We start from the raw sequence: 7,433 nt of genomic DNA on the forward strand, positions 1-7,433 counted from the left end.
GCGTTGGGGTCTTCGGCGGCGAGCAGTTCCTCGAGATGCGCCAGGTCATTGTGGCGGAACACGCGCTTCTCGCAGCCCGAATTGCGGATGCCGGCGATCATCGAGGCGTGGTTGAGCTCGTCCGAGAAGATGATGCAGCCGGGCAGGATCTTGCCCAGGGTCGCCAAGGTCGCTTCGTTCGAGACATAGCCCGAGGTGAACAGCAAGGCGCCTTCCTTGCCGTGCAAGTCGGCCAGCTCGCCCTCGAGATCGACATGATAATGCGTGTTGCCGCCGATATTGCGCGTGCCGCCCGAGCCCGCGCCGACATCGTGCAGCGCTTCTTCCATCGCCGCGATCACCTTGGGATGCTGACCCATCGCGAGATAATCGTTCGAGCACCACACCGTGATCGGCATCGGTCCGTTATGCCCGGCAAAGCACCGCGCATTGGGGAACGCCCCCTTGTTGCGCAATATGTCGATGAACACGCGATACCGCCCCTCGGCATGCAGCCGGTCGATCGCCTGGGTGAATACCCGCGAATAATCGACGGGCCGCGCGGTGGAATCGCTCATGAACTGCGCCAATAACGTGGGTTTTACCGATTTTCCATGGGTAAGACGTGCAAACGCCGCAATCGCGAAACTGCTTTGTGTCAGCACAAGTGTCGCATTGGCGTGGTATAGAGCGAGTCGTCGCCGGCGTTCACGGGTCCGAACAGGCCGGGCGATCGAGAGCAGGAACGCTCCCGCTTGAATTGTCGGAGCTTTGTGATGTCCAACCAGATTGGCCTCGAAGGCCAGGATTCAGATTATCTTGCCCGGCGCGAGGCGCAGGAACGGATTGCCGCCGAGCAGTCCGCCGACCCCTCGGCGCGCCACGCGCATCAATTGCTGGCCGAACAATACGCCCAGCGATTGCGCATGGCGCCCCGACCCGCCGTCCAAGAGCGCTAAAGCGATTCGGCGCGGTTGATGCCATAGCGCGCCAGCGCCGGGGCGAGGTGGCGTTCGGCATCGCCGAACCGGGTGAAGACGGCGCGATGGAGCGGCGTTTCGGGCCAGTCCTGCCCCTCCGTCAAATATGCGACACGCCGCGCGATGCCCGGCGCGCCATCGACGAATCGCACCGGATGCGGCGCGGCTTCGGCGAGTTCGTCGCCGACCAACGGGAAATGCGTGCAGGCATTGACCACGACATCGATGCGGTCGCCCCCCGGCTGGTCGAACAGCCCGGCGATCGCCGCGCGATAGTCGGCGATCGGTCGCGTTTCGCCGTGGAGCTTGGCTTCGGCGAGCTCGACCAACGCAGCCGAGCCGTGGCGCAGGACGGTGCAATCGCCGGCGAAGCGCGCGGCGAGATCGTCGACATAAGGCTGGCGCACGGTCGCGTCGGTGCCGAGCACGCCGATCACGCGTGTCTCGCTGATCTCAGCCGCGGGCTTGATCGCGGGCACAGTGCCGACGATCGGCAAATCGAGCGCGGCGCGCACCGCGCCGAGCGCGATCGTCGACGCGGTGTTGCACGCAATCACGATCAACCGCGGATCGTAGCGTTCGGCCAACCGCCCAAGCAGCGCCGGCACACGCGCGGCGATCTCCAGCTCGCTCTTGGTGCCGTAGGGGAACCCCCCCGAATCGGCGACATAGACTAACGGCGCCGAGGGGAGCAGCGCCTGAACCGCCGCGAGCACCGACAGGCCGCCGACTCCGGAATCGAATAATAGTAACGGCCGATCATTCATGGGTAGCGTCTCTAAGGGGATGCATCCGTAATGATCAAGATAAGTGGAAACCCGTGGTCCGCTCGATTATGTATCCAGCCGATTGGGGGAGCGTTCACGTGGCGACGGAATATCTATGGGCAGCGCCGACCGGCGCCGTGCTGCTCGGTTACCTTCTCGGCTCCATCCCGTTCGGCGTCATCCTGACCCGCGCGTTCGGCGCCGGCGACCTTCGCCAGATCGGGTCGGGCAATATCGGCGCGACCAATGTGTTGCGGACGGGGCGGAAGGGCCTGGCCGCCGCGACCTTGCTGCTCGATCTCGCCAAGGGCGCGGCCGCGGTGCTGGTCGCCGGCTGGCTGTTCCACGGCCACCAGATTCCCGCCGCCGCGGCCGCGCTGCTCGGCCATTGCTATCCGGTCTGGCTCAAGTTCAAGGGCGGCAAGGGAGTCGCGACCTTGATGGGGATCGTGCTCGCGCTGCATTGGCCGATCGGGCTGGTCTATGCCCTGGTCTGGCTGGGGCTGCTCGTAGTGCTTCGCATCTCCTCGGTCGCGGGCATGGCCGCCGCGATCTCCGCGCCGATCACAGCAGCGGTGCTGGGCGATTTCGACGCGGTGTTCCTGCTCGTCGCGCTGGCGCCGATCGTGTTGTGGAAGCATCGCGCCAATGTCGAACGGCTGATCCAGGGCAACGAGCCGAGGATCGGCGCCAAGAAGGATGGCTGACCCGCGGCTCGCGCGGCTGCGGCTGATCCGCACGCCGACGATCGGCCCCGTCACCTATCGCCAGTTGCTCGCCCGGTTCGGCAGCGCCGAGCGCGCGATCGAGGCCTTGCCCGATCTCGCCGCGCGCGGCGGCGGCAAACCGCCCCGGATCGCCGACGCCACAACCGTCGAGCGCGAGATCGCCCGGGTCGAGAAGCTCGGCGCGCGCTATCTGTTCATCGACGACGCCGATTATCCGCCGCTGCTCGCCGAGCTCGACAATGCGCCGGCGGTGATGACGATCCGGGGCGATATCGGGCTATTCTCGCGCACCAGCGTCGCCATGGTCGGCGCGCGCAACGCCTCCGCCGCGGCATGCCGCTTCGCGCGCGGGCTGGCGGTCGAATTGGGGCGCGAGGGCGTGGTGATCGTCTCCGGGCTGGCGCGCGGGCTCGACACTGCGGCGCATCAGGGATCGCTGACGACCGGCACGATCGGGGTGATCGCCAGCGGCATCGACATCGCCTTTCCGCCCGAAAATCGCGCGCTGCAGGATCAGGTCGCCGAACAAGGCCTGCTGATCGCCGAGCAACCGCCGGGCAGCGAGCCGCTGGCGCGCAATTTCCCCCACCGCAACCGCGTCATCGCCGGGCTGGCGACCGGCACCGTGGTGGTCGAGGCGGCACCGCGATCGGGATCGTTGATCACCGCGCGGCTGGCGGCGGAAGCGGGACGTGACGTCATGGCGGTACCCGGCAGTCCGCTTGAGCCGCGCGCCCAGGGCTGCAATTTGCTGATCCGCGAAGGCGCGGCGCTGGTCCAGTCGGCCGCCGACATCCTGGAGACGATCCGCCCGATCGACCCGCGCATGGTGCGCGCGCCGGCGAGCCCGTTCGACGGACGTCCCGGCGGCGAGCCTGACGATGCCGAGCGCCGCGCGCTGATCGGCCTGCTCGGCCCGGTGCCGGTGGCGATCGACGAACTGATCCGCCAATCGGATTTGCCGCCCGCGACGGTCGCGTTGGTCCTGCTCGAACTCGAACTGGCCGGCCGGATCGAGCGCCATGCGGGGGGCAGGGTGAGCCTGATCCAATAGCTCGTCGCGAACATCGCTGAACGCGTTGAGATCTTGGAATCGAATGAGCCGAACGTCACCCCGGCCTTGTGCCCGTTCGAGCTTTGGCTTGCCCCCAGCAAGCCAAGATCGTGTCCGGGGGACACGATCTCGCTCGAACGCCACCGGGCGGCAAGCCCGGGAAAAGAAGCTCCAGTTATGCGCTAACCTGCACAGTGGATGCCGGGACGAGCCCGGCATGACGACCTTTCAGGTCGCGGCGGCTGATCGGCAGAGATATGCGAAACACAGAATCATCGGTAACCGATTTCTCGAAACCAATCGAACGAGGTGTTCGCATGACTCCCAGGGCCGCCCGCTGGCTGTTCCGCGCCGCAGCCATCTACGGCCTGATCGTCCTGGTGCCGCTCTATTTCCTCGAGCGGCAGGTCGCGGCACCGGCAGCGATGCTCGACCATCCGATCTATTATTATGGTTTCGTCGGCGCCGCCGCGGCGTGGCAATTGGTCTATTGGACGATCGGCGGCGACCCGGTCGGCTACCGCGCCTTCATGCCGCTCGCCGCAGTGGCCAAATTCGGATTCTGGATCCCCAGCCTCATTCTATGGTTGAACGGACGCGCGCCGACCTCCACCTTTGCCGTGACGAACGGCGACCTCATCCTGGGAATTGCCTTCTTCCTCGCCTGGCGGAGCCTCAAGGCCCCGGCTTGACGGGCATCATCGGGGCTCCCCATCCTCGCGCGTACACGTAAGGATCGCTTTTCATCGCCATGCAGCTTGTCATCGTCGAATCGCCCGCCAAGGCGAAAACCATCGAGAAATATCTGGGCAGCGACTATCGCGTTCTCGCGAGCTACGGCCATGTCCGCGACTTGCCGCCCAAGGACGGATCGGTCGATCCCGATTCCGGCTTCGCGATGGATTGGGAAAATTACGCCGACAAGGCGAAGCAGCTCAAGGCGATCACCGACGAGGCCAAGAAGGCCGACCGCCTGATCCTGGCGACCGACCCCGATCGCGAGGGCGAGGCGATTTCGTGGCACGTCCAGGAAGTCCTGCGCAACCGCAAGGCGCTGCCCAAGCAGGTCGAGCGCGTCACCTTCAACGCGATCACCAAGGCGACCGTGACCGAGGCGATGAAGCATCCGCGTCAGCTCGACGAGGACCTGATCGACGCCTATCGCGCCCGCCGCGCGCTCGATTATCTGGTCGGCTTCACGCTCTCCCCCGTTTTGTGGCGCAAGCTCCCCGGCGCCAAGTCGGCGGGCCGCGTCCAGTCGGTCGCCTTGCGCCTGATCGTCGACCGCGAGCGCGAGATCGAAGCCTTTGTCAGCCAGGAATATTGGTCGGTCGCCGCCACCCTGGAGCAGGACGGCACGCCGTTCACCGCGCGGCTGATCAAGTGGAACGGCGAGAAGCTCGACCGCTTGTCGATCGGCAAGGAAGGCGACGCGCTCAAGGCGAAAGCGGACGTCGAGAATGGCCGCTTCACCGTCCAGTCGGTCGAGACCAAGCCCGCCACGCGCAACCCGCCGCCGCCCTTCACCACCTCGACCCTGCAGCAGGAGGCCGCGCGCAAGCTCGGCTTCTCGGCCAGCCACACGATGCGCATCGCCCAGGCGCTCTACGAGGATGGCGCGATCACCTATATGCGGACCGACGGCGTCCAGATGGACGGCAGCGCCATTTCCGACGCGCGCAAGGCGATCACCGAGCGCTATGCCGCCAATTACGTCCCCGACAAGCCGCGCCAATACCAGACCAAGGCCAAGAACGCGCAGGAAGCGCATGAGGCGATCCGCCCGACCGATTTCCGCCGCGACCATGCCGGGTCGGGCGACCATGCCCGGCTCTACGAGCTGGTCTGGAAGCGCGCCATGGCGAGCCAGATGGCCTCGGCGCAGATGGAGCGCACCACGATCGACCTCGCCGACGGCACCGGCCGCCACGGCTTGCGCGCGACCGGGCAGGTCGTACTCTTCCCCGGCTATCTCGCGCTGTACGAGGAAGGCCGTGACGACGAGGGCGATGAGGAATCGCGCCGCCTGCCGCGCCTGCGCGACGGCGACGTGCCGGCCAAGCGCGACGTCACTGCCGAACAGCATTTCACCCAGCCGCCGCCGCGCTTCTCCGAAGCGTCGCTGGTCAAGCGGCTCGAGGAGCTCGGCATCGGGCGGCCGTCGACTTATGCCTCGATCATCCAGACGCTCAAGGACCGCGACTACGTCCGCGTCGAGAAGAATCGCTTCTTCGCCGAGGAATCGGGCCGGCTGGTAACCGCCTTCCTCGAACGCTTTTTCGAGAAATATGTCAGCTTCGACTTCACCGCCGGGCTCGAGGACGAACTCGACGAGATTTCGGGCGGCCGCGCACAATGGCAGAAAGTGCTCGAGGCGTTCTGGCGCGACTTCAAGCCGCGCACCGCCGAGGTGATGGAATTCAAGCCGTCCGAAGTGACGCAGCAGCTCGACCAGTTCCTCGCGCCTTACCTCTTCCCCGACAAGGCCGATGGCGGCGATCCGCGGCTGTGCCCCAATTGCGGGTTGGGCCAATTGTCGCTGCGCGGCGGCCGGTTCGGCGCGTTCATCGCCTGCTCCAACTATCCCGAATGCAAATATACCCGCCGCTTCGCCCAGGCGGGTGCTGCGGACGGTGAGGACAGCGGTCCCGAATCGCTGGGCAAGGATCCCGAGACGGGGCTGGAAGTCGAGCGCAAGGCAGGCCGGTTCGGACCGTATATCCAGCTCGGCGAGGGCAAGGATGCCAAGCGCGCGTCGATTCCCAAGGATATCGAACTCGATCTCGACTGGGCATTGAAGCTGCTGAGCCTGCCGCGCGAAATCGGCGCGCATCCCGAGAGCGGCAACATGATCACCGCGTCGATCGGGCGCTATGGTCCCTATCTGGCGCATGACGGCAAATATGCCCGGCTGCAGTCGACCGCCGAAGTGTTCGAGACCGGGATGAACGCGGCAGTGGTCAAACTGGCCGAAGCGGCGGCGAATGGCGGCCGTCCGGCGCGCGGATCGCGCGAGCCGTTGAAGGTGCTCGGCACGCATCCGCGCACCGAACTCGAGATCAAGCTGATGGAAGGGCGCTATGGCGCCTATGTCACCGACGGCACGACCAACGCGACCTTGCCCAAGACGATCGACAAGGATCAGCTGACGTTGGAGGAAGCGGCGCAATTGATCGACACGCGCGCAGCCGCGGCACCGGCCGGCGGCAAGGGGAAGCGCGGGGCGAAAAAGGCTCCGGCGAAGAAGGCTGCTGCGAAGAAGGCGCCGGCCAAGAAGAAGGCGGCGGCGAAATAGTCGTCGCCCCAGCGAGTAATCGTCACCCCAGCGAAAGCTGGGGTCTCGCGCAGAATCTCAATTGCTTGAGATCCCAGCTTTCGCTGGGATGACGATTTGTCAGACGGCGCGGCGGGTGCGGGGACGAGTCTGGGATGACGGCGGTTACGCGGCCCGGCTGCTCGTTTCGTTCAACCACGACCGGGCACGCGTCTGCGCCTCCGCAATCTCTCGTGCGGTCATTTCATCGGCCACTTCGGCGCGGCAATAGCGCGCGCCTTCATGGCCGCCGCGCGACGCGGCGAGGTTGAACCATTTGTGCGCCTCGACCAGATCGAGATCGACGCCGTTCGCGCCGGTCGAATAATCGACCCCGAGATCGTAGCACGCATTCCAATCGCCCCGCGCGGCATCGCTCAGCCGGCTTTCGATCAGGAACTGCGCATTCTTCAGGCTGCTGCCCATCGTCGCCACCCCTTTATCCCTTTGGCCGGGCTACCTTGGGGGGCGAGCGGTCAACAAATGGTTAACGGCGTTTAACCACGAAATTCAGGGGGTTGTTTAGTTCGGCTATTGCCGAACGTCCGGCACCGGCCCGCTCCCCCACCCGACCACCCATAGAATACGCTGTTGGGCGGTCGGGTGGGGGAG

8 protein-coding genes are annotated in these 7,433 nt (G+C 65.9%); 5 read left to right on the forward strand and 3 right to left on the reverse strand.

The window, feature by feature from the left end:
• Positions 1 to 557: aminotransferase class I/II-fold pyridoxal phosphate-dependent enzyme (locus AC1DSD_RS22360; protein ID WP_478033187.1), on the reverse strand; the 557-nt coding region annotated here is incomplete at its 3' end.
• Between the two features lie 198 nt (positions 558 to 755).
• On the opposite strand from AC1DSD_RS22360, the gene AC1DSD_RS22365 reads away from it, so the two are divergent.
• Complete coding sequence (locus AC1DSD_RS22365; RefSeq protein ID WP_478033188.1) at positions 756 to 938, forward strand: hypothetical protein; 183 nt, start codon at positions 756 to 758, stop codon at positions 936 to 938.
• Here AC1DSD_RS22365 and murI read toward each other — a convergent pair.
• Positions 935 to 1,726 (reverse strand): glutamate racemase, encoded by a 792-nt coding sequence (gene murI / locus AC1DSD_RS22370; RefSeq protein WP_478033190.1) that lies wholly within the window; start codon positions 1,724 to 1,726, stop codon positions 935 to 937. The two genes, AC1DSD_RS22365 and murI, sit on opposite strands and share 4 nt — an antisense overlap.
• Before the next feature lie 98 nt (positions 1,727 to 1,824).
• Here murI and plsY point away from each other — a divergent pair, with 98 nt between their 5' ends.
• From plsY to topA, 4 genes are all read left to right on the forward strand, one after another.
• Positions 1,825 to 2,433, forward strand: coding sequence for a glycerol-3-phosphate 1-O-acyltransferase PlsY (plsY, locus tag AC1DSD_RS22375; RefSeq protein ID WP_478033191.1), 609 nt, complete (start codon positions 1,825 to 1,827; stop codon positions 2,431 to 2,433).
• Positions 2,426 to 3,508, forward strand: a complete 1,083-nt coding sequence (dprA, locus tag AC1DSD_RS22380; RefSeq protein ID WP_478033193.1) for a DNA-processing protein DprA — start codon at positions 2,426 to 2,428, stop codon at positions 3,506 to 3,508. Before plsY ends, dprA begins: the two co-directional genes overlap by 8 nt.
• 317 nt (positions 3,509 to 3,825) lie before the next feature.
• Positions 3,826 to 4,200, forward strand: a complete 375-nt coding sequence (locus tag AC1DSD_RS22385) for a hypothetical protein (RefSeq protein ID WP_478033194.1) — start codon at positions 3,826 to 3,828, stop codon at positions 4,198 to 4,200.
• Positions 4,201 to 4,259: 59 nt separating this feature from the next.
• Positions 4,260 to 6,803: a type I DNA topoisomerase gene (gene topA, locus AC1DSD_RS22390; protein WP_478033196.1), complete on the forward strand. Its 2,544-nt coding sequence runs from the start codon at positions 4,260 to 4,262 to the stop codon at positions 6,801 to 6,803.
• Positions 6,804 to 6,947: 144 nt separating this feature from the next.
• Here the strand turns inward: topA and AC1DSD_RS22395 are convergent, their stop codons facing one another.
• Complete coding sequence (locus AC1DSD_RS22395; protein ID WP_478033197.1) at positions 6,948 to 7,247, reverse strand: SEL1-like repeat protein; 300 nt, start codon at positions 7,245 to 7,247, stop codon at positions 6,948 to 6,950.
• Positions 7,248 to 7,433: the final 186 nt, after the last annotated feature.

This window comes from Sphingomonas sp. P4_D12 (assembly GCF_056401895.1).